Origin of the sequence: Corynebacterium sp. ACRQP, assembly GCF_022345915.1 — a bacterium.
Classification (GTDB): Bacteria; Actinomycetota; Actinomycetes; order Mycobacteriales; family Mycobacteriaceae; genus Corynebacterium; species Corynebacterium lehmanniae.
On the sequence record NZ_JAKRMZ010000020.1, the window covers coordinates 1 to 25656 of the forward strand.

The 25656-nt window shown below is 63.3% G+C and carries 20 protein-coding genes and 1 CRISPR repeat array (1 of these 21 only partly in view); of the genes, 5 read left to right on the forward strand and 15 right to left on the reverse strand.

The genetic code is table 11. The annotated features are described in order from the left end of the window. The first annotated feature begins 128 nt into the window (after positions 1 to 128). Positions 129 to 416, forward strand: coding sequence for a hypothetical protein (locus MHY23_RS08705; RefSeq protein WP_239307212.1), 288 nt, complete (start codon positions 129 to 131; stop codon positions 414 to 416). 3 nt (positions 417 to 419) lie between these two features. After that, positions 420 to 1187, forward strand: a complete 768-nt coding sequence (locus MHY23_RS08710) for an ATP-binding protein (RefSeq protein ID WP_070771239.1) — start codon at positions 420 to 422, stop codon at positions 1185 to 1187. A gap of 138 nt (positions 1188 to 1325) precedes the next feature. Here the strand turns inward: MHY23_RS08710 and MHY23_RS08715 are convergent, their stop codons facing one another. From MHY23_RS08715 to MHY23_RS08735, 5 genes are all read right to left on the reverse strand, one after another. Then, positions 1326 to 3626, reverse strand: coding sequence for a LamG-like jellyroll fold domain-containing protein (locus MHY23_RS08715; RefSeq protein WP_239307213.1), 2301 nt, complete (start codon positions 3624 to 3626; stop codon positions 1326 to 1328). 610 nt (positions 3627 to 4236) lie between these two features. Next, a complete protein-coding gene (locus MHY23_RS08720; protein WP_239307214.1) occupies positions 4237 to 4494 on the reverse strand; it encodes a hypothetical protein in 258 nt (85 codons plus the stop codon). Positions 4495 to 4512: 18 nt separating this feature from the next. Beyond that, positions 4513 to 5823, reverse strand: a complete 1311-nt coding sequence (locus tag MHY23_RS08725) for an inorganic phosphate transporter (protein ID WP_239307215.1) — start codon at positions 5821 to 5823, stop codon at positions 4513 to 4515. Positions 5824 to 5971: 148 nt separating this feature from the next. Further along, positions 5972 to 7333: an amino acid permease gene (locus MHY23_RS08730; RefSeq protein ID WP_239307216.1), complete on the reverse strand. Its 1362-nt coding sequence runs from the start codon at positions 7331 to 7333 to the stop codon at positions 5972 to 5974. A 246-nt stretch (positions 7334 to 7579) separates the two neighbouring features. Then, positions 7580 to 11860, reverse strand: coding sequence for a hypothetical protein (locus MHY23_RS08735; RefSeq protein WP_239307217.1), 4281 nt, complete (start codon positions 11858 to 11860; stop codon positions 7580 to 7582). Positions 11861 to 12078: 218 nt separating this feature from the next. Between MHY23_RS08735 and MHY23_RS08740 the strand changes: the two genes are divergently transcribed. Continuing rightward, positions 12079 to 13917 (forward strand): CAP domain-containing protein, encoded by a 1839-nt coding sequence (locus MHY23_RS08740; protein WP_239307218.1) that lies wholly within the window; start codon positions 12079 to 12081, stop codon positions 13915 to 13917. Between the two features lie 4 nt (positions 13918 to 13921). Here the strand turns inward: MHY23_RS08740 and MHY23_RS08745 are convergent, their stop codons facing one another. From MHY23_RS08745 to MHY23_RS08780, 8 genes are all read right to left on the reverse strand, one after another. After that, entirely contained in the window at positions 13922 to 15091 is a 1170-nt protein-coding gene (locus MHY23_RS08745) for a Fic family protein (protein ID WP_239307219.1), read from the reverse strand. 99 nt (positions 15092 to 15190) lie between these two features. Continuing rightward, a complete protein-coding gene (locus tag MHY23_RS08750; protein WP_239307220.1) occupies positions 15191 to 15526 on the reverse strand; it encodes a hypothetical protein in 336 nt (111 codons plus the stop codon). Between the two features lie 12 nt (positions 15527 to 15538). Continuing rightward, a complete protein-coding gene (locus MHY23_RS08755; RefSeq protein ID WP_239307221.1) occupies positions 15539 to 15838 on the reverse strand; it encodes a type II toxin-antitoxin system RelE/ParE family toxin in 300 nt (99 codons plus the stop codon). 18 nt (positions 15839 to 15856) lie between these two features. Further along, entirely contained in the window at positions 15857 to 16663 is an 807-nt protein-coding gene (locus MHY23_RS08760) for a hypothetical protein (RefSeq protein WP_239307222.1), read from the reverse strand. 145 nt (positions 16664 to 16808) lie between these two features. Continuing rightward, complete coding sequence (locus tag MHY23_RS08765) at positions 16809 to 17072, reverse strand: hypothetical protein (RefSeq protein WP_239307223.1); 264 nt, start codon at positions 17070 to 17072, stop codon at positions 16809 to 16811. Beyond that, the gene (locus MHY23_RS08770) at positions 17047 to 17301 is read right to left on the reverse strand and encodes a hypothetical protein (RefSeq protein WP_239307224.1); all 255 of its coding nucleotides are present in this window, start codon (positions 17299 to 17301) and stop codon (positions 17047 to 17049) included. Before MHY23_RS08770 ends, MHY23_RS08765 begins: the two co-directional genes overlap by 26 nt. A 27-nt stretch (positions 17302 to 17328) precedes the next feature. Continuing rightward, positions 17329 to 18486, reverse strand: a complete 1158-nt coding sequence (locus MHY23_RS08775) for a HipA domain-containing protein (protein ID WP_239307225.1) — start codon at positions 18484 to 18486, stop codon at positions 17329 to 17331. Continuing rightward, a complete protein-coding gene (locus MHY23_RS08780) occupies positions 18483 to 18698 on the reverse strand; it encodes a helix-turn-helix transcriptional regulator (RefSeq protein WP_042407536.1) in 216 nt (71 codons plus the stop codon). The genes MHY23_RS08775 and MHY23_RS08780 overlap by 4 nt, the downstream gene beginning before the upstream one ends. 317 nt (positions 18699 to 19015) lie before the next feature. Here MHY23_RS08780 and MHY23_RS08785 point away from each other — a divergent pair, with 317 nt between their 5' ends. Together MHY23_RS08785 and MHY23_RS08790 are read left to right on the forward strand one after the other, a co-directional pair. After that, entirely contained in the window at positions 19016 to 21409 is a 2394-nt protein-coding gene (locus MHY23_RS08785; RefSeq protein ID WP_239307226.1) for a hypothetical protein, read from the forward strand. After that, positions 21406 to 22029 carry a hypothetical protein gene (locus MHY23_RS08790; RefSeq protein ID WP_239307227.1) on the forward strand — a complete coding sequence of 208 codons (624 nt, stop codon included), beginning with the start codon at positions 21406 to 21408 and terminating at the stop codon, positions 22027 to 22029. The genes MHY23_RS08785 and MHY23_RS08790 overlap by 4 nt, the downstream gene beginning before the upstream one ends. A gap of 27 nt (positions 22030 to 22056) precedes the next feature. Here MHY23_RS08790 and MHY23_RS08795 read toward each other — a convergent pair whose 3' ends face one another. Together MHY23_RS08795 and MHY23_RS08800 are read right to left on the reverse strand one after the other, a co-directional pair. After that, complete coding sequence (locus MHY23_RS08795) at positions 22057 to 23889, reverse strand: hypothetical protein (protein WP_239307228.1); 1833 nt, start codon at positions 23887 to 23889, stop codon at positions 22057 to 22059. Between the two features lie 316 nt (positions 23890 to 24205). Beyond that, on the reverse strand, positions 24206 to 24547 hold the full coding sequence (locus MHY23_RS08800) for a 3'-5' exonuclease (RefSeq protein ID WP_239307229.1): 342 nt from the start codon (positions 24545 to 24547) through the stop codon (positions 24206 to 24208). A 16-nt stretch (positions 24548 to 24563) separates the two neighbouring features. Then, positions 24564 to 25656: direct repeats of the CRISPR family, unit length 28 nt; unit sequence GGCTCATCCCCGCGTGTGCGGGGCAGAC (it continues 2969 nt past the right edge of the window).

Below are 25656 nucleotides of genomic sequence, written 5' to 3' on the forward strand. Positions count from 1 at the left end.
AGCTTCTCGCTGATCTCATTGACCTTTGCCGGGTCATGGTTTTTCTTCGGTGACACCGTAGTCATTATCGGTGAAACTCCTTCTAGATCAGAGCCTCACACACAAACTTCCTGACACCCTCGCTCAACATGGGCAAACACGCCAACAAGCCAATCCTCGAAGAAGCCTGCAGACGTTTGGTGTCCACCGACGGCAGAAGGCGTGCTGTGTCGTATACCGCGGTGAAAAACATGATGGCCGCCGTGCGCAAAGACACCTCCACACGACCTACAGGTGCTGACCTGCCAATCGATCAATTAACCGGCAGACCCACTGACGGTGCGCCTGCCCCCGCAACCCGTGACACACGCGGCGCCTACCTCGGTGGTGCTGCCCAGTTCAGCCTCGAAAACCTCACCAAGAAAGGATCTGCATAACCCATGCCCCACCCGCAACCAGCATCATCATCCGCCCGCTTCCTCGACGAATCAGTCCTGCCGATCTTTACCGATCTACGCATGACCGCCTTCGGACAAAGCGTCATCGACATCGCCGCCGATCCCGCATTCGACGACTGGAGCTTCTCCGACAAAGTGCTCTACGCACTCGATAAAGAGGTAGCGGCCAAGCGTGAGAGGCGAGTCAACAAACTGCTCAAAGCATCCCGATCGCCAAATCCCGATGCTTGCATCGAAGACATCACCTACACGCCCGGCCGCACCATCAACAAAGAGCAAATCACCCGACTCGCTCACTGCCAATGGTGCCAAAGCGCACAAAACATTGTCATCCTGGGCAAATCCTCCGTCGGCAAAACCTACCTCGCCCAAGCACTACTCACCGCGGCGTGCAGAAACGACTACTCCGCACGCTTCTTCCGCACCGACACACTCGCCAACCACCTCGCCGTACTCAAACACGACGACCCAGCCCGCATCACGTTCCTCGAAGACCTACACAACACAGACGTGTTAGTCCTCGACGACTTCCTCACCACCCCAATCGATGCCGCCACCGCACACCAACTGCTCAATATCCTCGCAGAACGCGAACCCCGCGGATCGACCATCGTGACATCCCAGTTCACACCCGACGAGTGGTACAAATCCATCCCCGACGCCGTCATCGCCGAGTCAATACTCAACCGACTCGTCGCCGGCGCCGAAATCATCACACTCGAAGGCACCAACATGCGACTGACCCAATAACCCCACCGAAATCCCAAAACGCTCGGGTGTTACTCGATACTCACCCGGGCGTTACCCGAAACTCACCACACCGTTACTAAACACGTGGTCTAAACAGCCGTAGAACGTGGTGTAAAAGACGCTGGTCATAGCCTCATTTTACGGCAGGAACGGGCGCAGCTGGTCCACAATCCACTGGAGCGTTCCGCCCGCGCCGGCGAGCACCGCCACGAGCAGGCCGAGCACGCCCACCAGCACGCCGCCGGCGAAGGCGCCGACGCTGCTGCCCACGTTGGAGGAGCTGTCGCTGGAGGAGCTGTCGTCGGTAGGCTGCGGCTCCGCAGTGACAGTGGTCGGGACCGCCACGGTGGTGGTCGCGGTGGTCGGCGTGCCGGACACCGTGCTGGTGACGGTCGTCGGGACCGCCACGGTAGTGGTCACCGGAGCAGACGGAGCAGACGGCGCAGCGGAAGAAGGAGCGGTGGTAGTGGTCGGCGCCGGGGCCTTGCCGCGGGCGGTCAGCCACTGGTCCGGGCCGATCGGGTGGTCCACCATGCGGATCTCGCCGATGTTGCCGAACCAGCCATCGACCTTGTCGTTATCCCAGGCGGAGGTGCCCAGCAGCCACTTGTCGCCGTTGCCGCCCATGCCCAGCGGGCCGTAGCCGTCGCGAAGGATCGGGGAGCCGTCGACGTACATGGTCACGGACTTATCGGCCGGATCGTTGACCACGGCGATGTGCATCCACTTGCCCTTGGGCACCTCGTGGGTCCAGTTGGAAAAGCCCTCGCCGTTTTCGCCGTAGGAGTACCAGCGCAGCTCGCGGAGGCTGGACACGCCGAGCATCTGGATCGGGTCGCCGTCCTCGTCCTCGGGGTGGGTGATGGTGCCGGAGGCGTCGCGGATAAGGGCGTTGGACCACTTGTTGTTGTCGGCGTTCCAGTCTTCGTCGAGTTTGAGGAACGCCTCCATGGTGTAGCCGTTCTTGAACTCCTCCGAGTTGATGTCGGCGCCGGTGGCGGTTTCGAACCAGGCGGTGGAGTGCTTGAACTTCGGGTCCTTCCAGCGCAGGGAGCCGCGGTCCGCGGACAGCGGGTGCTTGTCGTCGGAGAAGGTCACCGCGTCGGCGCCTGCCGCTACGCGGTGGCGTGCGCGGGTCATGTCGTCGCCGTTTGCCACGTCGGGGATGACGGCTCCAGCGGGGGCGGCGTCGCCGTCGTTAAGCAAAGTGCCCTCGACCTTCGTCTGGCCGGGGCGCCAGTGCACGACGGTGCCGTCCACGTACGCGTAGTCCTGCTCGTCTTTCGGCTTGTCCTTTTCGGTGACCTCGTAGGCCTTGTAGCCGTCGGTGATGGTCTGCTTCAGCGCCTCGTTGTAGTCCGGATCGTTGGCGTCGCCGGCGGTGAAGCCCGGCGCGAACGCCTTGAAACGCTCCGCGAAGTCCAGATCGATGGTGTAGGAATCGCCCTCGCCCTCCATGATCAGGTGGTCAAAGGAGGTGAGCTGCTCGTACTTCTTGGACTTCACCCACGGCGAGTACGCGAGCATCTCCAGCTGATTGTTGGTGAGGTCGAACTGCAGCTGGCCCATCAGGCCGTTGCCGCCCAGGTAGGCCATCTGGTAGTCCTGCAGGATGTTGATCACGTCGTGGCCAGCGTCATTCTTCTCCACGTGGTAGCCCGCGCCGTGGTGGTGGCCAGCGATGGTGAGGAAGATCTGGTCGTTCTTGCGGATCAGCTTGTCCCACAGGTGCTCGCCGTACTCCTTAGTGAAGTAAGTGGAGCCGTCGCCGTTGATACCGGAAATCTCGTGCGCGGTGAGGATCACGGGCAGCTCCGGGTGCTTATCGATGACCTGCTGCGCCCACTCCAGCGTCTCGTCGTTGGCGCGGAACCCCAGCGCGAGCACCAGGTACTTCTGCCCCTCGGCCTCGAAGATGTGGTACTCCGAATCCACGCTCTGACCCGGGAAGGCGTAGCCGTCGCCGCCGTTGTGGATCTCGGTGGAGGCGGTGCGGCCCATGAACGTGGAGTTCTTCTTCGCGCGCTCCTCCGGGAAGTACTCGGTGAAGGCGGATTTGCCGTCGAACATGGTCAGGTCGTGATTGCCCGGCAGTACGGAGTAGTTCACCCCGGCGTCCTCGAGCGTTTTCATGGCCTTGTCCGCGATGTCCCAGCTGGCGCGGTCTTCCGGCTGGTCCACCACGTCGCCCAGGTGGGTGACAAACTGGGTGCCCAGCTTCTTGTGGTTTTCAGCCAGGAACTCGGTCTGCACATCAAACGGGTTGGTGCCGTAGCGGTCGCCGAAGATGTCGCCGGCGGCCTCGGTGCCGTAACGAGCGTAGAACTGGGTATCCGGCATGACGCCGAGGGTGAAGCGGGAGGCGAGATCCTCCGCGTTAGCGACGGGAACTGGGGTGAGCAGGGCAAGGGCAGTAATCGCGGCGAGGTGTTTGCGCATGGGGGTCCTTCGTTTCAGGCAGTTGCGGTTGAGCAGTTAGAAACGTAGCGCCCTCAGGTTTCGCTGAGGTGAAATTCAGGTGAAACTTAAGCTTATCGACGTTCAGCTCCGCCCTGCCGCCGTTTCCCGCCGTTTCCCCAGGGGATTCTTTTCGGGACCGTTCTTCGGTTCCGAAAGATATAGGAAAGATGTAGCGCGGTGAATACGGCCCGAACTTCAACGTTTTCCCTGGCCAGAGAATTGTTCCGATATCTTTTCTATATCTTTCCGCGCGCGAAAAACCCGGGCCCGCCCCACAAAAGGGGATTGGGCCCGGGTTGTCGCGACGTTGCTTTAGGAACGCGCGTCGACGTGCGGGAGCACGGCCAGCGGTGAGAGATCCGTCAGGGACGCGATGCCACGCTCCTCGTCACGGAACCATGCGCGGACGTTGTTGATGAAGCCCTTCATGGCTCACCTCCTTTCGTTACCAGGGGAAGGTTGTTAACCTTCCGTTCATTTCAGGGTAACTCTAGGTTTGCGTAAATAGTTTGTCAACACCAACGATTGGCGCGCGTCCACGAAAAAGGGCCCTGGCACGTGCCAGGGCCCGGTAGAAATCAGGAGCAGGCTAGAGGAAGGGGTACGGGTCCCACCCAGTGAGGTACTCAATGCGCTCGCGCGCGATGAGCAGGAGCGCGGCGATAACGGCAACGAACACGATGGCCAGGAAGATCCACCCCAGAACGCGGCGGCCGCCTTGCGGAGCGGAGCCGTCGCTGGCGGGAGAGAGGAAGTGGATGCTCAGGGCGTACAGGGCCGGCAGGCCGGCGCCGAGCAAGATGCCGACGGCGACAACGGAAAAAAGCGATTTCAGCAGTTCAAGCATGCGGGTTGTCCTTTCCGGCTAGCCGCGCGGGTGGTGGTCGTGGGAGATAGCGGTCGATCCCGGCGCGCTGAGGCCACGGGAGGTGTCCACGAAGTCTGCGGGCTCGCCGGAGTCGTGCTGGGTGGACGCCCTCTTGCGGGCGTCGCCGGTGGTGTGCGCCGGCGACTTGGAGTCGCCGTCCCAGTCGTCGTTGACGTTGTCCTTGTGCACCGGCTTCTGCGATGCCTGCCAGAACATGTAGCCGCCGCCGATGAGGATGATCAGCGCCAGGGCGACGCCGCCCCACACGAGGTCGCCGCCGAGCTCAGCGGCCCAGTGGCCGATCCACCAGGTGATGAAGGACACCAGCGCCGCAATGGGCAGGGTGGTGATCCAGGCCAGCGCCATGCGGCCGGCCACACCCCAGCGGACCTCGCCCTTCGGGCCGGTCAGACCGGAGCCGAGGATGGAGCCAGTTGCCACGTGGGTGGTGGACAGCGCCATGCCCAGGTGGGACGAGGTGAGGATGATAGCGGCGGAGGAGGTCTCCGCGGCCATGCCCTGCGGCGGGTGGATCTCCACCAAGCCCTTGCCCAGGGTGCGGATCACGCGGAAGCCGCCGGAGTAGGTGCCGATGGCAATGGCGAGAGCACACGCCAGCTGGATCCAGAACGGCATCGGGTGGTCCGAGCCGAACTGACCAGCGGCCACCATGGCCAGAAAGATCACGCCCATGGTCTTCTGGGCGTCGGAGGTGCCGTGGGCGAGCGCCACCAGGGAGGCCGTGCCGACCTGGCCCCAGCGGAAGTAGTTGTCGCGGTGCTCCTTGTCGGAGTTGGCGGTGAGCTTGTACACCAGCCATGTGCCAATCGCGGCGATCAGCCCAGCGACGAAGGGGGCGAACAGTGCCGGGACGATGATCTTGTCCAGCACGCCCTGCCACACCACGCCGTCGAAGCCGATAGCGGCGATGGCCGCGCCGATCAGGCCGCCGAACAGGGCGTGGGAGGACGAGGACGGGATGCCGAACAGCCAGGTGAACAGGTTCCACATAATGCCGCCAGCCAGGCCGGCGAACACCACGAGCAGGAGGCGTTCGGAGTCGAGGGTGTCGTTAAGGTCGAAAAGATCGAGCTTCACAATGCCACCCGCGACCGTCTTGGCCACGGCAACGGAGAGGAAGGCGCCGATCAGGTTGAGTACACCGGCCAGTGCCACAGCGACTTTCGGGCTGAGCGCGCCGGTGGCGATGGAGGTGGCCATCGCGTTTGCAGTGTCATGGAAACCGTTAGTGAAGTCGAAGAACAGGGCAACGACAATGATGAGTATTAAAAGAATAGTGATGCTCACGGGGAAGATTATGCGCCCGCTTTAGCAGACCTGAACAGGGGAAACGATAAAGTTCATCCACTTGTAAACCAACGATTTCGTCACCTTGGTGCCTACCTGCGCATTCGCCGACCGGCTTACCTAGAATTCACCTCACGGATACCTAAGGTTACCCAGCAACCATGTCCCACACGGTCACGGCCACGATCACCAACCCCACCACCAACACGAAGATGGTGTCGGGGCGGCGAGCGTAGTGCTTAAACGCCGTGGCCTTGTTAAATAGCAGCACCGGCATGATGTACACCAAAAACGCCACGAACACGCCACCGACTACGGAGATCATGTCCAGGATCGACGGGTTCAACACGGCGACGATCACCGCAGTGACGAAGACGAAGATGTTCACGGCGAGGCGAAGCGTGGACGTCGATACGCGAGCCGCAAAGTTCGGCGCCACACTGCGCACCAGGTACGCAGTGCCCTCCTCCGTGCCGAGCAAGTGGCCGAAGTAGGAGGTGATGATCGCCGCGATGGCGATGACCGGGCTGATCCACGCCATGAACGGCGCATCCGTCTCGTTGGCCAGGTACGACAGCACCGGCACGTTCGCCTCGCGCGCGGCGTCCATCCCGTCCGCGCCCAGGGACAGCGCGCACGACCACACGAAGAACATGGTGAATGTGACCAGCATCGCGGCGGTGATCATCTCCACCTTGGACACCTCGCGCTCAGTCGCGGCGACGTCACCATCCGTCTTTTTCTGCACATCCAGCGCGAACTGGCTCAGCGCCGCCATGTGGCTGAAGGAAAACACCAGCACCGGCAGGATCAGCAGCAGGCCCTGCCACACCGAATAGGAGGATTCGTAGCCGCGGAAGCTGACGAAGTCCCAGCTCGGGATCAGGTAGAACGACACCGCCGCCAGCGCGATGATCAGCGGATACACCAAAACGTTGGCCAGCCACAAGGTGGGTTTCTTGCCAAAGGCGTACGCGCCCGTCATCAGACCCGCCGAGGCCGTGGCCAGCACCCACCGGCTCACTTCCGGCCCGTCGAGCTGGTTCACAATGAAACTGTCCAGCGTGTTAGTGATGGAGATGGCGTAGATCAGCACCGTGGGGTAAATGCCCAGCCAGTACACCAGCGCCGAGGCGAGTCCGCGCTTGCGGCCCGTCAGCGCCGTGATCACCTGCAACACGTCCAGTCCCTTCACCGGGGAGGCGGAGACGATGCGCGCGTAGGTGCGGTGGGAGAAGAACACCATCGGACCGATCAGCAGCGTGGCAATCACCAGCGGCCAAAACCCGAAACTGCCTGCGTTGATGGGCAGGAACAGGATGCCGGCGCCCACGCCGGTGCCGAACAGCGTGATCACCCAGCGCATGAACGAGCCGTCCGGTTCGTCGCCCTCGCGCTGCTCCTTGATCTGCTCGATGTCGGCGTCCGAGAGGTTCTCCCGGTCGAACTCTTGGCGCGAGAGCTCGAGGTGCTCGTCGCTGTGTTGCTCAGGTAGCTGGGCGTCAGTCATGGTGATCTAGGTTACGCGTGGTGCTGTTGGGAACGGTGTTTTGCATTCGCCTATCGACGCCCCTCCGGTGATGCCCGCTGTCGCAATGTCGGCTGCGGTTCCCGGCGCGGTGGCTTGCCCGTCGCGGCGCGATTCCCGGCGCGGCCACGCCAGCAGCGCCGCCGAGCGCGCAGATGGTGAAAGGCTAATGGTGAAAATCCGAAAATCTTCGCGGATTCACCATCCTCCATTCACCATCTGTGTAATTCACCGGTTGATCGGGAGGATCTGCGGCACCGGCGGGAGGCCAAACTGGGTGGTGTCCACCACCTGGGTGGCCAGGAAGCCGAGACCGACCAGCACCAGCGGGATCAGGATCGCTGCGATGATGCCGCCGGTGGAGCTGCCGTTCGCCGAACCGTCGTTGCCATTTCTTGCCTCCGGCTCGCCAACGTGGCTGTCTTCTGCCGGAGCGACGTTGGTCTTAGCCGGGGTCATTCGGGTAGTCGAGGCCGTTTCTGCCTGCGGGGTTGCAGCAGTCGGCTCCGCAACGGACGCCGTGGACGGCACGGTCGTCGCCGGCGTCGCACGCTCAGGCTGCTCAGAGGACGGTGCCTGAGATGTGGTGGGGGCAGGCGACGGAGAAGGTACCTCGGTCGGGAGCGGTGCTGGCTTCGGCGTCGGCTTCGGCGCGGGCTTCTTCGGGAAGGGAACCGTCATGCCGTCCGGGTTCTCAACATTGAAGAAGTTGGCCGAGACCTGCTGGTAGTAGGTTTCGTTGCGGTCGTGGGCATTCGCAACCGCGCGGAAGTTGTTGGCCGGGTTGCCGCGGGTGATCATGTCGATGCGGGCGCCGGTGTGGAAACCGTCGACCTCACCCGCGTACACAGCGAGGAAGCCCTTGCCGGGGATCCAGACCGGGGCGCCAATGGTGCGCGGGTCGGCGGCGTCGGCGAGGTCGTCTGAGAGCACGACCGCGGAGCCGTCCTGGCCGAGGTAGGTGCCGCAGCGCTCGTCGGAAGCACCGGGCGCGGTGGAGGTGGCGAAGACGCAGACCTCGTCGCCGGGGTTGGCGTCGGACCACTCAACGACGTCGTCGCCGGTAACGCCGTTGGCGCCGGGCTGCACGAACGGAGTGTCCAGCTCGACGTAAGCGAACTTGTTGCGCGTCGTGGTGTCGGCGGCGGGGACGGTCAGCTGGCCAAGGGGCTCGCCGAACTGCGAGTACAGGGTGTCGCCGGCGGGGGCGCAGTCCGGGGAGGTGAACAGCACGTCGTCCTGGATCAGGGAGATGCTGCAGCGGGGGTCACCGGAGGCGTCGTAAAGCAGATCGCCCTGGTTGATGCGCGGGTGGCGCTCGAAGGGCACCTCGCCGCCGTAGTGGTTGGGGCTCCAGAAGTTGGCGGATGCGCGCTGGTAGAAGCGCACGCCGAGCTCGTGGGCGCGCTTGACCGCAGCGGCGGAATCGGTCGGCGCCTCGGAGGTGAGCATGTCGATGCGGGTCGCCTCACCGCCCGCGCCGGAAACACCGACGAAGCCCTTCTGCGGGTTCCACAGCGCCGCGCCGGGCTGGGCGGGCACGGGTGCGTCGTGGATGATCTGGGCGCCGTCGAGGCCGAAGAACGTGCCGCAACCAGCGTCGGAGCACAGCTCGTCGCCGGGCTGAATCTCGTCCCACGCGGCGTGCTCGAGGTGGGTGTTGGCGCCCGGCTCCATGCGGCGGCCGGTCACCGCAATAATGCCTGGCGACGTCCTCTCCGTCGCCGCAGCCGGCACCTCCAAGTCGCCCACGTACTCGCCGGCGGCGGCGAAGAACCCGTCGGACTGGCAGTCCGCCGAGACGTAGAGGTGCTCATCTTCGACGCGGCCGATGATGCAGGTGGGGGCACCGGAGGCGTCGTAAAGCGTGGTGCCCTCATCGAGCTTGCGGGTGGGGAAGGGGACCGCCGCACCCGCGCCGCCGGCCCTGGACCAGAAGTTGGCGTCGTTGTGGGCGAAGAACTGCTCACCCTTGCGGTGCGCCGCGCGGATCTGCTCGATGTTGGGGCTGGTCCAGCCGTCGTCGACCATGTCCGTGCGGGAACCGATGCCGTCGCGGTGGTAGACGCCCGCCAGGCCCTTGCCCTTGACGTGCAGGCCCGCGCCGGGGAGCACGCCAGGGAGGTCGTCGACGAGGACGAGCTTGGAGCCGTCGTAGCCCGCGAACTCGGTGCAGGCGTCAGCGGCGCAGACCTCGTCGCCAGGGGTCAGGTCCGTCCAGGGGATGAGGTTGGTGGTGGAGTTGTCGAAGGTGATCCAATCGTCGCTGGATTCGAGCGTGGCCACCTCGTTGTCGAGGTACGACGCGGGGTTGGTCCAGCCGATCCGCTCGCCAATGCTGGTGAAGACGGGGCTGGCGCAGTCGGACGAGGTGTATCCGATGTCCGCCGCGGACGAACCGAGTTCGCAGACCTCGTTGCCGTACTCGTCGAAGAGGGAGTCGCCCGCCTGCAGCACGCGGTGGGGCAGCGCCACCTCAGGGCGGTTGTCCGGGACATCCGGGTCGAAGCGGTAGATGTTGGTGCGCTGGAAGTACGGCTGCTTGAGCTCGTGGGCCTTCAGCACGTACTCCAGGTTCGGTACGGACTCGACGTATTCACCGCCATCCGCGGCGGATGTGAAGTCAATGCGCGTGCCGATGGCGTGACCGTTTTGCTCCTGCGAGTACACGCCTACAAAGCCCTTGCCAGTAATCCACAGCGGCGTGCCAGGGACGATCTTGTCGCTGAACTCCGTCTCCGCGATCAGCCATACGCCGTCCACTCCGATAAGCGTGGTGCACTCCGGGTCGCCGGTGCCGTTGGCGGCGGCGCAGAGTTCATCGCCAGGCTGCATGTCCTGCCACTCCGCGATGACATTGAATCCCGGCGCGTTGGTGCCGGCGACCATGCGCGCACCCGTGACCTTCAGCGTGGCTACCGGGCCGTTGCTGATTTGCGACCTTTCCAGAACGCCAACCGGGCGCCCCAGCGCAGTGTAGAGCTTGCCGTAGCCGCAGTCCGAGGACACGAACAGACGCTCGCCCTGCACGTAGCCGACGCGACAGGTGATGTTGCCGTTGTAGTCGTAGAGCGGGTCACCCTGGTTGAAGGTTTCCATCGCGGTGGGGAATTCCTCGCCGCGCTCACCGAGCAACGCTCGGAAAATTGGAAAGACCTGGTAGTAGGGCACACCCATCTGGATGGCGCGGAGTATGCCGAAGTAATCGATGCTTTCGTTATTGTCGGTTTCAAAATCCGGGCGAGAGGCGGTGGAGAAATGGTGTGGGTAGCCCTCACCACCGATAGAGCCTGAGTACAGTCCGACGAATCCGCTGCCGTCCTTGGCCCAGACCGGCCCGCCGGAATCACCCGGCGCACCGTCAACCCCGTCATCCATGAGGATCTCCGCGCCGTCAGTGCCGAGAACCTTGCCGCACCGGACCCTCTTGGTGGTCATCCCCCAGGCGCAAACCTCCAGTCCATTCGTAATCTCTTCAAACGGAATGATGGCGTCGCCCGACCGGACATTCTCGCCCGCGCGCACCCATGGCGTATCCATCTCGATCCAGCCCGCGTCGTTGCGGAGCTTCTTCAGGCCTCCCTCGTTCGTTCCGAACGTGCCGACCTTTGTGTCCAAGGAAAGAATCTCTTTCTCCGTATCGGGATCGATGCCCCAATACTTCACGGTGTACATCTCGGCACCGGGCTCTCCGCAGTGACCGGAGGTGTAAAGAACACCCTCATTAATCCATCCGATGGTGCATCGGCCGAGCATGCCGTCCGGCTCAAGCGTGCCGATTCTCTCTCCCTGGTTGAGCACGGGAACCGGCGGATAGTGGATCTGCTCGGCCTTACCTGTGTCAGGTGCAAAGGTGAACACCTCCGCGTGCTGGGAGAGATCGTCCGCATCGCGTTGCGCAATGTGGCCCGGGTCCACCGGGTACGTGCTCTCCGCAACCCGGTCTGGACGGGTGACCAGTGAGTAGCCGTCGAGTTCACCGGAGTAGAGGCCTGCGATCTCGCCAGCTTCCGTCACCACCACTTGCCCCAGCACAGCCTCTTCGCCCAGCACATTCGCCGCGACGCCCGACGCGCCATCGAATCCGCTATACCTGTACTTATATGCTGCATCTTTGGTGGTGACCCACTCGCCCGCAGGAAGATCCCCGGCGAGCTCCTCATACTCGTTCACCCCCTCCGCGACGTCCATGTCCAGCTTGATCCAGCCAAAGTCGTTGCGGCGCGTCTCCGGGTCGTAGAGAGTTTCGAAGCTGCCGAGCACGTTGCCATCGATGTCGCTGAAGGTTTCGCCGTCGGCGCCGCACTGGCCGGCGGTGAAGGCGTAGCCTTCGTGAAGCCAACCCACCGCGCACTCTTGACCTGTGGCTTCGTTGTAAATCAGGTCGCCCTGATTCACTGTTGCGACGGGTGCTGCTTCCGCTGCGGGAGCGAGCACTTGGCTTATCGACGAAACCAAGGCCACCGCCGTCAACGCAGCGAGGGAACGGGACGGGACACGAACGGACATTGGCGGACCTTCGCTCTCAGTAATAGTGACAAGTCAAGACTAGGCCCATTACCACCCGACCCCAAGCCGAATACCAGCTTTCGGACAGGTTCTTACCAACTCCTTATCTAACCCGCCCCCGCTGTACCCCCACCGAACATCCAGTTGTTTGCCAGGTTTTGGTGATCTAGATTTTTAAATCGTCACCGTTTGGCCTGTGTCCCGAGAGGATCGCCCCCATGTCCCGTTCCCGCATCGCAACTGCCACGCTCGCCTGCGCGCTCGCTGTCGGCACTGTTCAAGTCCCCGTCGCTGAGGCGCAGTCGTCAGGGAGTTCTACCACCACCGTCGACCAGCAAGGATTCGACAAAGCGACCGCAAAGTGGCAGCCGCTTTTTAGCGACGCATCCGCCTCCCTCCAACAGGCCGAACGCGACGCCAAAGCAGCGAAGGCGCAGCGCGACGCTGCGAACGCCGCCGTGCGAAACGCGGAGGTGGCAGTCGAGGAGGCGGAGGCTGCGCTGACCGCGGCTGAAGCTGAGCTCGCACGCGCGGATGTGGAAAAGCGCAAGGCAGAGCTGGACGCCGCCGAGGAAGTGCTGAAGGAGGCGGAGCGGGAGCTCGTCGCAAAGCAAGAGGCGCTCACTGCGGCGGAGGAAGACACCGCCGCCCTCGCCGAGGACGTCACCTTGGCAGAGGAAACAGCCGCCGCAGCAGGGCAGACCGCCGAGGACGCCGCAGCTGTGAAGGCCGACAAACAGCAGGCCGCGGATTCCGCGCAGGCCAAACTGGCCGACGCCCAGGCCCGCGAGGCCGCCGGCGCCGACTACACCCAGGAGGACTGGGAGCGCCTGGTCGCGGACGCCGTCGTGGAGATCACCAACGAGTACCGCCAGCGCCACGGCATGCACCCGCTGGTCAGCCACGACGTGTTCAACGACAACGCCCGCGACTGGAGCGGCGTGATGTCCGCCGACATGCAGCGCGGCGGCAACGACTACTTCCGCCACGCCGAGTTCGAGGCTTACGGGCACAGCGGGGAAAACATCGCGTACAACTGGCTCGGCTGGCCAGATGTCTCCCCGGCTACCGCGGACCGCACGCAGTGGGCCGAGCTTCCCGAGGCGCTGTTTACCCAGTGGCGCAACTCCACCTCGGGGCACAACGAAGGCATGTTGGATTCGAGTCAGACCGGCATCGGCGTCGGTGTGCGGGTCGCGCCCAACGGCCAAGCGTTTGCCACAATGCAGTTCTACCGGCTGTCCTACCCGACCACGTCCTACACGTTCGGCCCGGACGGCGGCTCGCAAAAGGCTAACGCGAGTGGGGTGCCGTACTACGTCTCCACCGGAGCACGCGAGACGCTGCGCACCCCCGAGCTCACGGTGGACCTGGGCGATCGCAGGCAAGCCAACCCGAGCTACGACGGCCTGAAGCGCGACGAGATCCGCGCCATCCCGGCCCGCACGACCAGCAGGCTCGGCGTGGCGGTCTCGCACGACTACGCCGCCGAGCTTTCCGCCGATGAGGCCGAACTTTCCGCCGCGCAGACGGATCTCGCCGCCGCCCAGGAGCAAGACGCCGCCGCACAGGAGGCGTTGGCGCAGGCCGCGGGCGCGCTGGAGGACGCTGAGAGGCGGTTGCGGAGTGCCGTCGATTGGCAACAGCGCCTGGAAGGCGAGCGGGATGAACTCGCGCGCGCCGAGGCTGAGGCCACGGATGCGAAGGATGCCGCAAAGGCCGAGCTCGCGCGGGCGCAGGCCGCGGACCAGGACGCGCTGGCGGCAGCGGTGGAGTCCGCCCGGGAGCGCCTCGCCGAGGCGGAGCAGGGTGTCGAGGACGCGTACGAGCTTTCCGCCGCCGAGCAGATGACCCTCGACGAGGCCGAGGACTACGTCGCCGAAGCCGAAGCTGAGCTGGCGCAGGTCAACGCGCAGCGTCCGACGCTGGCGCAATACACCACCACCGAAACCAACACTGCGGCGGTCGTGCTGGGTGTGCTGGCCGCGCTGGCGGTCGTGGGCATCGGCGTGGTGGCGCTGGCGCCGCGCCTCGGCATCGAGCTGCCCTGGCAGTAGCGGCTCAGCGGCGGCGGCCGGAGGCGTCGGCGAACTCGTCAAGCAACGCGAGCACGTCGGGGGAGCGCCACCCGCGCTGACGCTTGTCCAGCTGCGCGGAGATGACGATGCCGTCAACCTCCAGCCGCTCCAGGGCGTTACGGGCCGTCTCCGCTGACACATCAAACTCGGCGGACACCGCCGCCGTGGTCAACACGGGCCGCTGCAGCAGCAGGTCGAGAACGCGCCACGCCAGCGCATCGGCGCGGGCGGTGAGCTGCTCGTTCCACTCTTCACGCAGGGCGACTAGTTCCGCCGCCAGCCAGGATCCGCGCTCTGCGGCGTCGATAGCGGCGCGGGCGAACAGTTGCACGATCCGGTCCACGTCGCCGCCACGGTAGGCGTCGAGCGTGGCGAAGTACCCCGCTGTGTCGGTGAGGAGGACGGCGGACAGGGGGAGGGCGGAGCTCGTCGTTAAGCTACGCTCCCGCAACACCACATGCACAAGCGCACGCCCCGTGCGGCCGTTGCCGTCGGCGAACGGGTGAATCGTTTCAAACTGCGCGTGCGCGACCGCCGCCTGGGCGAGCGCCGGGAGATCATCGCGCGCCATGAACTCGCCGAGATCAGCCATCAGCTCCCCAAGATGACGCTGGTGGGGCGGCACGAACATCGCCCCGGCGGGGGAGTAGTCGCTGCCGCCGATCCACACCTGGGCGCTACGCAGCACGCCCGCGATCTCGGGAGCGGAATCCGTAAGCAGGATCCGGTGCATCTCCACGATGCCGTCCACGCTCGCGCGGGCCCGCTCCACGGCGGCCTCCATCTGGCGCGTGTTCGCCGCAATCAGCGCCGCATTTCCCCGCCCGCGGCCAGTGACCTCCGCCTCCAGCACCTTGCGAGCCGACGACGTGAGCTGCTCAATACGGCTAGACGCAGCCGACTCACTGCGCAGCAACAGCGGGGTGAAGGGGACAACCCGGTGCGCATCAGTCGTATCGAACCGCACCGCCGCGACCGTCGCCTGTTCCACCAGCGCACGAGTTTCCTCGGTGAGCGTGAGCTGCTGGCTCGCAATCTTCGGGACCACCGCGGCCTCATACTCGGGCGGCATCCTCTTCGCCGCCCGCCGCGGGTACGAATCGGGCGCAGGCGACCACGGGAGCGTCTCAGTCTCCACCCGCGGCCAGTTCATACGGGGGAGACTACCAAACTTACGCCGTTAACTTTGGTGGTTGCCCGCGAACACCAAACTTATCGACGGCTAAAGCAGTGCCCGAGCAGTCAGCCCTGGCTACTGTGCTTTGCGTAGGTCAGCCAGCTCGCGGTGGCGAGCCCTTTCTCTCACAGCGGCAAGGCTCGCCTGAGTTTTCTCGTCGTGGGATCGTCTCCACGCAAGAAATGCGTCCTGCAGATTGAGCCACAGCTCTGCCGAGGTACCAAGCGCTGCTCCGACCAGCTCGGCGGATTCCCGCGTAAGCTCCCGCTCGCCCGAGATGAGCTCTTCAACAAAGCGCGTCGGCCGTCCCATGATCGCGGCGAAATCTGCTTCGCTCCAACCACGTTCTTCCAGTTCCTCCGCGAGGAAATCTCCTACTGGGAACGCTTCTGCCAAGGGTTGAGTAGCCATTGTTCACCTCCGTCAGTGGTAGTCGACCATTTCAATAACAACTGCGATGCGTCCATCTTCGCTAGTTTCAAATCGAATAACAAGGCGATATTGCTTATTCAGCCGTATTGATGAAGTCCCTAAACGGTCTCCCCGTAGTTGCTCCAAGTGCAATGACTTCATTCTCCGCAAATCTCGTTCATCGTGAGCCGTTTGGAGAATCTGAATTTTACGCCGGTAGGACCGCGTAAGTTCAGGGCTCCACCGCTTTGAACGAAAACCGGGGTCTTCTGCCAGGCGCTGCAGATTCTTGTCCTCGTATCGGACCTTCATGCGCGTACGTGCCCGCCCCTACGCCGGCCGCACGCGCGCCCGCTCCAACCGGTGCGCCTGCACAACCTTCTCCACGGCGTAAACGATCTCCCGCAGCGCGCCGAACCCGGAACGCTTCGTGCTCAGATCCACCGTCACTTGCACGCTGCCGACCCACATCTCCAGCACCACGTCCGGCTCCGCCTTGTTGGGCCCGAACAGCGGCAGCGGGAAGTAGATGGTGCTGGGGTCGGGCACGATCTCGACGCCGCTGACCTCTTCGCACTCGAAATCCATGCGCATGTCCGCAAGACCCGGGCGCTTCGGGCCTCCAAGTATCGGAAGCGTCACTTCACTGATTTCGACCCGCATTGCATGGGCAACAGCGCCAAGACGCACCGGCTGGGGCAGAGCCCACGAGATGCTGGTGCACAGCACCGGCATGAATTCCATGATCCCCTGTTCAGCCTGTTCACGAGCCGTGACCGCAAGGGAGTAAATTGCAGCGAACCTCGGCTCAAGCGCCATCGCATCCCTACATATCTCCGCGAGCATCCCCGCGGCACGCGCCGCCCTGTTCGCCGTCATCGCGTCGCGCAGCATCATCAACGGGACGCCCGCCATCACGGTGTAGCTGACCAGCTCCTCGGCGCGCTCACCAGTGACCGGCTGCCTATCGTCCACAGGCCGCCACTGCTTCGCCGTGCGGTTCACCGCATCCACGATTTCCTGTCCGAGCGCCCGCACAGCCACGTTCAGCTCGCGCCCCGGATTCTCAACAATTACCCGGCCCCCAACGTGCGTTCCCGCCGCCTTGGCCCCAATTTTCCAAGTTTTCATCCCCATGCCCGGCAGCCTACGTCGCACCCCGCGCGAACACAGCCCCTCACGTGCTCATTTCAGTGGACATCCGCCTATCGACGCACCAAAGGTTGCCAACGCCCAATAGTTGGTGCACACCCAGTTGTCCGCAATGCGGAGTCCGCAAGTTTTAACTGGAGACAGTCACCCAATCGAGGTCACCGAACCTCGCAAAACCTTTGTCATCGCTCACTAGAGTTGCCTCCTCTGCAATGACGTTCGCAGCAATCCATGCATCGGGAATATCAGCAGCGTGAAAGTGGTAGCTGCGCGTGAGCTCGGAAAAGATCTCCCAACTCAAGCTTGACCCATGAATCAAGACGGCGCTAGAAGACCGCATGATCGTCTCGATGGCTCCAATCGCCTGGTCAGTCGATAGAGGTTTCTTGATCATCGAGAACCTTCCACAGAACATTCTTGTCATCGAGATCGATCAATGGCACCCCACCGCAATCGAACGCTGGTAGCTCAACGGGAGCACTAGCCTGCTTTGACTCCCCAGCCCTCCCTAGCGCATGACGGACGGCTTGTTCGACATACGCGTCTAATGTGAGGTCGCTCTTTTCAGCCGCCACCTTGGCTGCCTCGAGAATATTCGAGGAGAGATTGATGGAGGTGCTCATGCCGAAAATCATACGACGCACCAAAGGTCAGCCCCACAACTTCCTCCGTCGATCCAGCACCCTCCTGAAGTCACGCGCCCGGCGCGGATCGAAATCGGCCGCGGACACGATCCGCTCCGCGACACCATCGGTTACCCGCAGGGCTTGGGCCATAACGCGCTCGGTTGCGTTCACCGTCAAACCGATCTCCGTGCAGAATGCCCGGAACACCTTGCCACTGATGTTGTCCTTGCGCCCCTGCACCGACAGCGCCATCGTGGAATCCCCGTAGGGCACCGTTGATGGAATGTCGTAGATAGGGGACATCTCGGCCCTGCGGCCCCTCCAGATCAACGACAAATTCTTCGCGTGGAGGTCGCCGTTTCCGGTCAGCCAGGCAAGGGCGACTTGGAAGGCGATTGATCGGGCAGTCAAGCTTGGCGACGCACTCACGCCCATCAACGCCTCCGCCACCTCCTCCATTGCTGGGCTGTACTTCGCGCTCGGGTACAGGCCCATGACCTGCGCAGCGTCTTCGACGTGGAGTCGGGTACCGTCTAACCGGTCGAAGCGGGTGATGAGGAGTCCGGGGCGACCGGAGGCGTCGATAAGCAATTGCGTTTCAGCGAGCGGGTACTTGGCGGCGGCTGCGATGGCGAAGCACTCGGCCTCATTCTCCACAAGCTTCGGGTACTCGGGCGGGGACACCTTGAGAATGTATTCGGTGCTGCGGCCGCGAACTGGGGCCGCAATGGTGCGTGCCGATGCCTTGTCCTGCACGCCGGGAACGGCAATGGGATCCGCGATTCCGGCGTCAGTGATGGCCGCCGAGAAATCGAGCGTTCCGGACAAATCGATCACGGCGGGGGAGGGCGCGAGCGGCTTGCCGTGCGCAACGACGCTGACATCACCGACCGTGTCGGAACCGACAGCGACGAGGAGAGCCAGCTCATCGTCGAGTGATGCCTTGACTGAACGCTTCAGCGTGGAGAGCCGCCTGCCCTCAGGCAGCAGGTTGGCGAAGAACGGCGGGAGCGCACCTGCCGAGGTGACATAGGGCGCGCCACTGATCGGCAGCGTTGAGGCCACAGCCTTCGTGGCGCCCTCCACGTAGTCGAACTCCGTGCGGCCATCGGCATGGGTGGTGAAGTGGCCGGCCAGTTCCTCTCCCACGTACACGTCTGCTGCAACAACCGGGGACGTCACAGCAGATCACCCTTGTGCACAACAGGTTCGAGGTCGTAACCGAGAACCGCAAGCACCTCGATCACCTTGCCGATCTCCGCCGTCGGCTTGCCATGCTCCAGCTCCCGGAGGAACCGATCCGACACGTCCGCAAGCTCCGCGACCTCCAGTTGGGTCAGCCTCCGCTCCTTACGCTGGGCGCGCACAAAGCTGCCGAGTGCCTCTATGTCCACGTGTCACGTCTCCTCGCTGATCGTATTACGGAACGTTCGCACCGAATCTGTTCCAATAGGACGTGAGTTTAGCGCAAAACAGTGCATTTCGGTGCGTTCGCTCTGGTTTTGAGGTGCAGCGCCGTCGGCCGGCGGTACATACGAGCAAATCGGTGCGTTCGCTCCATTCACCTCTCGCCAAGCTGCAGTGGGCCTCCGCCTATCGACGTTCCAAAGGTTGCCAACCGCAAACAGTTGGCCCGCACCCAGTTGTCCGCAATGCGGAGTTCGCAACTGCTCCCCGGCAGCCCAACCTTTCAAGCCCTAAACTTCTCCGCATGTCGCACAGCACGGCTCCTACAGACATGGGAGAGCAGATCACTCTTGGTCAGCTCGTTCAAGAGCAAGCCCTGAAAACCGTGACCACCCTTCTAGAGCTGGAGGTGAACCGCACGGTTACCGCCGGCTGGCCCGAAGAAGATGCTGCCCTGTTCAATCTTCCATCTCTGCCCAGAGATTCGCGGTCCGGGGGATTTCACCCCATCCCCGAACCGGACGACCAGCTTGCGGCCGCGGTGCTCCCGATGATCTCGGACTGGCAGTGGATGCGCCGCCGAGTCGACTCCCTCCAGCTCATTGCTAACGGGCAAACACGCCGCCGCCTCAGCTTCGACTTCGAGCTGCCGCATGAGGAAGCACTCCGTTACAGCAACGGTAGCGACCAGGTCATGGTCCCCCTGACGTTCCTGCGCAAGGGCATGCTGATCAACCTCGACTTGGAGTTCAACGGCGAATCCACCTCGTCGATGCAGATGAGCCGCAACGGACACCTGCCGTTCCAAGCGCTGCGATTGCTTGCCGACGAGCTCTCGCTTTCCCAGCGCCTCCTCGAGGTCCTCGACGTCCCCTGGACCGAACGCCAGGCGGATCTGCTGATTAGGCAGGGCATCCTGGACATCATCTACGACCTGCGCTGCCACCCATCGGCGGAGTTCGAGGATCTGGTCTACCCGGTGCAAGAAGGCCACCGCCACCAGCTCTTTGCCGCACTCGCGCTTGCAGCGTCGCACCAACGCAGCAAACCCGACCCCCATCTGACCGTGGCGGATATCGACCTCTCGTTCTGGGTACTAGAAGCGGGCCAGCTGATCCCGGGCGGTAAGGTGGTCGTGGACGGGACCAACCTCGAAGAGAGGAGCGTCCTCGATTCTTCGTTGCCGGTGCAGTGCCTGGCCCTCGCCATCCTTCATGCGTTGTCCATGAGCTCTGGCTACGCGGACAAAGAACACGCACTCCGTTGCCTCGAGATCATGTGCTGCCTGCTGTCGACCATGAGCATCTCGTATCTGTTCTCCGTCGTTGTCGATGCGGATGCTGTTTGGACGGGTACGGGAAACAACGTGGTTCCCCGCCGCGCGTTAGCAAAACTCACCTGCGATGCCGAGCAATCCAGCTTCAATGACCCGGAGGAGGCGGAGAAAGAGTTCCTGAGCAACCCCAACCTCAAGGAGTCGACCGAACACGATCAGGTCAGCGAAAAGGAGAAGAACAACCGGAAGATCCGGCGGGTCAGCGATGAACTGGAGCGTCTTACCCAGCGCTCAAACATTCGCCTCCGCCCGAAAAGGGTCATCCCGTACACGTCCGGACCGGAGGACTGGGCTGGATCAATGAACCTCGCGTACTCCACCCTCACCGCGTCGAGTACGCACTTGGAGATCCAGCCTCCCGAGGGCGCCAATCTGATCGCCATGTATGGCCTAGTCACCCACGAGGATGACCTGGAAGGCGAGTTCTCGGTGCCCGAGGCTCGTGGCTACCTCGAGCCCGGCACGCCATCTTGTAAGCGGCTGGTAATGCCTGGGGGAGGGAAGAGCGGAGCCGTCGATAAGCAGATGCTCTATCGCTTTCGCCACAGGATGGGGAAGCGGCATCCGCACGGCACGTCGCGCCCCTCGCAGTCGCGGGTGCACGTGTACAACCCGTCGCCTGAGCGGTCCCTGGAATGGCTGCGAGTGTGGTTCGCGCCGACGCTGGGGGCATCACCGTTGGCGGCGGCATGGCTCATGCTCCTTTCGTCGATCGCGGCATGCCTCATGTTCGCGGACCGGGTGTTGTGGAGCGGTGTACTGGATCTGGGCAATCTTCTGGATATCAACGCCATCGCGCTACCGCTCCTGCTCGCGCTGTTCGGTTTCATGTGGTTCACCACCGGCACGCACCGGCTCGCCCGCGAGATCCATGCCACGGCCAAACTTCATGTGGTCTGGAGCGCCGTGGTCTCCATGCTGGTCTTTCTACTCCCCCTAGTGGCCATGCTGCTAGACGAGAGCAATGGGCCGCCGAAGTGCCGCCCGGATCGGCCGCAACATGTTTATCCGCCCTACGACATCATCATCGGGTTCCTGCTGGTGGCCTTCGTTGTCCACGCGGTGTTGGTGCTGATCTGGGTGCACAAGTACGAACGGTTCTGCAACCACGATTACGAGAACAAGGAGTACATCATTCGCAGTGTGCTTCTCGACGGCACCCTGCAGCGCGAAGCCATCTCAGTCATGGAAACCGGCGCTTGGGATGTGGAGTACCTGACGGACCGGTACTGCTGGTTTTACGCCGGCAAGTTCGATATCCGCGAATACTTGCGAGATTTGCAGGCGACTGCGTTGAAGGTCGCAGCTAAAGTGCCTAAACCAGAGAATGAACCGGATTCCTATCGGAAGGAAACACCGTGATTGAGCTGCAGGATAACCAAAGAACCTTCCGTGGCCGCGCCATTGTGGGCCTGGACCTCGACGGAGTGTGCGCCGATTACACCGACGGCATCCGCGCTGTAGTCGCCGAGCGGCGCGGTGTCGATCCGTCGACGCTGCCGGAACCCGAGGTGTACTCCCTGCACCGCGCCGGATGGGGCTTCGACACCGTCGAAGGCTTCCTGGAGCACCACAAGGCGGCCGTGGCGCAGGGCCTTTACCGAGATCTCGACCCCATCCCCGGGGCGCCTGAAGCGATGCGCAAGATCGCGGCCGCCGGCGCGCACATCCGCGTAGTGACACACCGGCTGATCTTCGGCGGCTCTCACGCAAAGGTGGTGTCAGACACCGCAGCCTGGCTGGACCGCATGGACATTCCGTACATGTCGCTCTGTTTCACGGGGCTGAAGGACTCGGTGGGTGCGCACGTGTACATCGACGACGCCCCAGACAACGTTGACAGCCTGCGCGAGATGAACATCCCCACCTTCGTCTACGACCAGCCGTACAACCGAGACGTGGCAGGCCCCCGGATCACGGACTGGGAGACCGGCGCCGAGCAGGTGATCGACTTCCTGCGTGAGGCGGGGCAACTGGGGTAAGGGCCCGCCCCGCCTGCCGCACGGAGTCTAAAAAGGCAGCGCATTCGCGATCTGCGGCGGAAGGCCGCCCGCCAGAGCGAATGCGCCTACACCCAGCGCTGCGAGAAGCGCCACCACCACCCCAATGATGCCACCGGTGCTGAGCGAAGAACCGCTGCCGTCAGCCGGGCGGTCAGCCGCCTTGGTCACAGTTTCGGTCGCTTTCACGACCGTCGTCTCCGTAGAGGTTTCTTTCAACGTCGAGGTCACCGTTGCAGTCACCTTATTCGGCGCTGGTGTCACTGTGACAGTCGTCGCCTTAGCTGCAGGGGTGGCCAACACAGTGCTCAATCGATCGACGGTCACCGTCGGAGCCTCCACCGTGCTCTTCTCTACGCGAGTCACCGTGGCAGTTACCGTCGCCGGGGCAGCTGTTGCCGTAGCTGTCACCGTCTTTGGAGCGAGGGCTTCTTTGGTAGCGGTCACCGTGACCGGTTCACCCGGCACCTCCACGCGCTCCGTCAGGGTAGCGGTGACAGTCTTGGGTGGGAGCGGCTCAGCAGTGGCGGTCACCGTGACCTGCTTTCCCGGTACCTCCACCTCGCGGGTAATGGTTACCGTGCTAGGGCTCGTTGTTGCCGAACCCTTAGAAGTCGTTGAAGGTACCGGATTGCCAGTAACTAGCGACTTCACTGGCCGGATGGGGAGGAGGCCGGATACCTCTTCAGATGACCCGTCGTTGTAGGTCACCCGAACGGCTACCGCAACCTTAAATTCCGCCGGGTAGATTTTCTTAGGCTCGACTGCGACGTTAATCCAAGCGCGGTGGTTAATCAGTGCGTTCTTGGGAGCCAACGAGTAACTGATCGGGTACGGGGAATCGAACTGCAGGACCTCGACATCTGCCATCTCTGGTCCCTCTCCACTTACCAGGTAGGCATAGCTCTCGCTCGGACCAATGTCGTAACCCCCGAGGGTGGAGATTTCGGGATCATAGATGTCAGCCAGGGTGAGTTCATCGTCGGAAGAACGCGTCGGCACCGGCTGGGCGGCGGACGTCGTAACAACTGGCGGGGCGACGGTCGTTGTCGCCGTGACAGTGACGGTTTCCGTCTCATAGGAAACTTCGGGGTACGGCTCCGGGTAATACTCAGTCGACGTGGTGGTCTCCGTTTGAGTTGCCGTTTCAGTCGTGGTGGCAGTTACCGTTTCGGTTTCAAAGAAAATTTCAGGGTACGGCTCCGGGTAATACTCAGTCGACGTGGTGGTCTCCGTTTGAGTTGCCGTTTCAGTCGTGGTGGCAGTTACCGTTTCCGTCTCATAGACCGGGTATGGCTCTGGCTCCGTAGTAGTTTGGGTCACCGTTTCTGTATAGGTTTCAGTCTCAGTGGCGGTGGTGGTTTCCGTAACGCTCACCGTGGCGCGGGGCGTCGTGGTCGGCTCGACTGGTTCTGCGGGCTCACCGGCAACCAACGCCTTGAGCGGGCGCACTGTGAACGAACCCTCCACATACTCGCTGGAGCCGTCATCGTAGTGAACCGTCACGCCCGTCAGGACATCGAACCGTTCCGGGTAAATCTTCCCGCCCTCAAGGCGAAGCTTTATAGCACCGGGATAAGCGTACGGAGAATTGTCTAGCTCCGCCTTCAACCCAGGGTACGGAGACTCGAACAGGTTTAGATCGACCGAAGCCAGCCGGGGACCTTCGCTACGTGTCAGGTAGGCAGTGTATTCATCCGGACCAAGGTCGTATGCGCCACCGATCGTCGGCTCATACAGTTCGGCGGCGGTCATTTCCTTCGCATCGGCATTTCCAACGGCAATAACGGAGCCGGCAGCGATCGCGATCGCCATTGCGGGCGCCAAGACACGTTTATTCATTTGGGGAACCTCCACGGGAGCTTAAGAACGACTGTCAAAACTTTAGACCGCAGAAGCCCCTCAGGCTGTTTAACATTCAGTTCAACGGGTCCGATTGCCTCGACCGACCTGCAAGACCCGCCAAGGTCACTCGTCGAGCATTCTCCGGTTTCGTTCCATCATCCGCCGAGCTTGCGCCTCCATTCTCTTGAAGTCTTTCCTGCTGAACTCTTCAGATGGGAGGCGGTCTTCTTGCGCCTTATTCCGTCGGAGATGGCGCTGGGATTGCGTTCGCCGAAAGTTCTTCTGTCTGCGTGGATTAGCCATATGCGACCCCCTACCCCTCCGGCAGCAGCTCCGACCGCTCGCCAACGGTCGTGATCACCAGCGCGTCGCGGGCGCGCGAGGTCGCCACATAGAGCAGCGAACGCTCGCGTTGCAGGGCGGCGCGAGCGTCTTCCTCGGAGAGGTTCTTCAGGCGGAAGCGCAGCGGCATGATCTCCTTGCCCACGCCCATGAGGATCACGTGGGTGAACTCCATGCCTTTGGCGCCGTGCATGGTCATCACACTGACCTGTTCGTGGGAGGCCAACTCGGCATTCTTGGTCTGGACGGCGTCGATGCCGTGGTCGGCAAGACCGGAGACCACGCGGGAGAGCTGCCCGCGGGTGCGGCACATCACCCCGACGCGCTGGGCCCCATCCCCGCGTGTGCGGGACAGACCAGTCCTACACCGTCGGCCCCGGCAAGCTGACGGGCTCATCCCCGCGTGTGCGGAGCAGACGTCGGACAACCTGTTCCCGATCGTGTCGCAGAAGGGCTCATCCCCGCGTGTGCGGGGCAGACCAGCTTGCCGAGCAGCTTGTGGGTGAGCAAGCCGGCTCATTCCCGCGTGTGCGGGGCAGACCAGCCGAACCGCACCTCTGACACCGAGAAGATGGGCTCATCCCCGCGTGTGCGGGGCAGACCAACTACGGGTTCCCGCTGCTGCGCTGGTCGAACGGCTCATCCCCGCGTGTGCGGGGCAGACGGTGCCCTCCGAGCCGAGCTGCAAAATGTCGGGGGCTCATCCCCGCGTGTGCGGGGCAGACACCTTGTCGATCTGGTCGCGGGACATGCCGAGCGGCTCATCCCCGCGTGTGCGGGGCAGACCTTGTCGACGACGTCACCGCCACCACCGACGAAGGCTCATCCCCACGTGTGCGGGGCAGACAATCTAATTCCTTCTTCCTTGCGGCCGACATAAGGCTCATCCCCGCGTGTGCGGGGCAGACAGCTGGTTCATCTCCTCGGTGGAGAGCTTCTGGGGCTCATCCCCGCGTGTGCGGGGTAGACTTCTTTGCTCTCGTAGAGGTCATCTTCGAGGTCGGCTCATCCCCGCGTGTGCGGGGCAGACAGCGCAGCAGAGATGCGACCCTCGGAGATCCAGGGCTCATCCCCGCGTGTGCGGGGCAGACTCGATGTCGTTCGACGGCGGCAGCCTCATCCTCGGCTCATCCCCGCGTGTGCGGGGCAGATTTGGAGCCGGTGTTTGCGAATGCGCCGGCGGTGGGCTCATCCCCGCGTGTGCGGGGCAGACCCAGCGTCGCCGGGGCCACGCAGCTGCATTCGGGGCTCATCCCCGCGTGTGCGGGGCAGACATCCTGTCCTTCACCGTGCCCCACGCGCCGTTGGGCTTATCCCCGCGTGTGCGGGGCAGACCGCGTGATGGTCAGCTTGAATGGTGTCGGCCAGGGCTCATCCCCGCGTGTGCGGGGCAGACCCTACATCACCTAGCCCCCTCTGACC

Coding starts and splice junctions, on each gene's coding strand:
- MHY23_RS08750 (WP_239307220.1), bottom strand. CDS start 15,526: ATGGCTACTCAACCCTTGGCAGAAGCGTTCCCAGTAGGAGATTTCCTC.
- MHY23_RS08785 (WP_239307226.1), top strand. CDS start 19,016: ATGTCGCACAGCACGGCTCCTACAGACATGGGAGAGCAGATCACTCTT.
- MHY23_RS08795 (WP_239307228.1), bottom strand. CDS start 23,889: ATGAATAAACGTGTCTTGGCGCCCGCAATGGCGATCGCGATCGCTGCC.
- MHY23_RS08800 (WP_239307229.1), bottom strand. CDS start 24,547: ATGTGCCGCACCCGCGGGCAGCTCTCCCGCGTGGTCTCCGGTCTTGCC.
- MHY23_RS08745 (WP_239307219.1), bottom strand. CDS start 15,091: ATGAACTGGCCGCGGGTGGAGACTGAGACGCTCCCGTGGTCGCCTGCG.
- MHY23_RS08740 (WP_239307218.1), top strand. CDS start 12,079: ATGTCCCGTTCCCGCATCGCAACTGCCACGCTCGCCTGCGCGCTCGCT.
- MHY23_RS08720 (WP_239307214.1), bottom strand. CDS start 4,494: ATGCTTGAACTGCTGAAATCGCTTTTTTCCGTTGTCGCCGTCGGCATC.
- MHY23_RS08715 (WP_239307213.1), bottom strand. CDS start 3,626: ATGCGCAAACACCTCGCCGCGATTACTGCCCTTGCCCTGCTCACCCCA.
- MHY23_RS08735 (WP_239307217.1), bottom strand. CDS start 11,860: ATGTCCGTTCGTGTCCCGTCCCGTTCCCTCGCTGCGTTGACGGCGGTG.
- MHY23_RS08770 (WP_239307224.1), bottom strand. CDS start 17,301: ATGAGCACCTCCATCAATCTCTCCTCGAATATTCTCGAGGCAGCCAAG.
- MHY23_RS08705 (WP_239307212.1), top strand. CDS start 129: ATGGGCAAACACGCCAACAAGCCAATCCTCGAAGAAGCCTGCAGACGT.
- MHY23_RS08760 (WP_239307222.1), bottom strand. CDS start 16,663: ATGGGGATGAAAACTTGGAAAATTGGGGCCAAGGCGGCGGGAACGCAC.
- MHY23_RS08730 (WP_239307216.1), bottom strand. CDS start 7,333: ATGACTGACGCCCAGCTACCTGAGCAACACAGCGACGAGCACCTCGAG.
- MHY23_RS08765 (WP_239307223.1), bottom strand. CDS start 17,072: ATGATCAAGAAACCTCTATCGACTGACCAGGCGATTGGAGCCATCGAG.
- MHY23_RS08755 (WP_239307221.1), bottom strand. CDS start 15,838: ATGAAGGTCCGATACGAGGACAAGAATCTGCAGCGCCTGGCAGAAGAC.
- MHY23_RS08710 (WP_070771239.1), top strand. CDS start 420: ATGCCCCACCCGCAACCAGCATCATCATCCGCCCGCTTCCTCGACGAA.